This window comes from Nocardioides cremeus, assembly GCF_030518195.1.
Classification (GTDB): Bacteria; Actinomycetota; Actinomycetes; order Propionibacteriales; family Nocardioidaceae; genus Nocardioides; species Nocardioides cremeus.
This window is the reverse complement of the sequence record NZ_JAULSC010000106.1, coordinates 1-387: the sequence shown is the minus strand read 5'-3', so window position 1 is coordinate 387 and position 387 is coordinate 1. Positions and strand designations below refer to the sequence as shown.

General features: G+C 46.5%; 1 protein-coding gene. It reads left to right on the top strand.

Annotation, left to right across the window (positions count from 1 at the left end; all coding sequences use genetic code 11):
- Positions 1-283 (top strand): hypothetical protein (locus QWJ41_RS20865; RefSeq protein ID WP_302710392.1); only part of this gene is annotated, 283 nt, incomplete at its 5' end.
- Between the last annotated feature and the right edge of the window lie 104 nt (positions 284-387).

Below are 387 nucleotides of genomic sequence, written 5' to 3'. Positions count from 1 at the left end.
CCAAAACTCCGACGCAAACACGGGATTTCCCAAGCTCTGTATTGAGCTGTGGACGAATAGACTAGGCTTGTTTGGTAGTGCAGATTGTGTATATGTAGTGTTGATTAAGTGGGGCGGCGCCGCTGCAATTTCAGGACAGGAGGAAAGGACACCGAGCCAAATAAGGGGCTGCACGGGGGTGAGTCTATGTCGAATTTCTGCACTTGAGATTGCTACTCAAAAGGGCTATGTCGAAAGCAAGGGAGATGGTTGTGTTGAGAATTTATTGGCCACTCCAAATTGATATTACTGCATTTTGATGAACTCAGGATGCCACACAGCCCAAGGACGTCCAAATAAAAGACACTCAGAACATTGCTCAAGAAGGAAGGAGAAGATTCTCACATC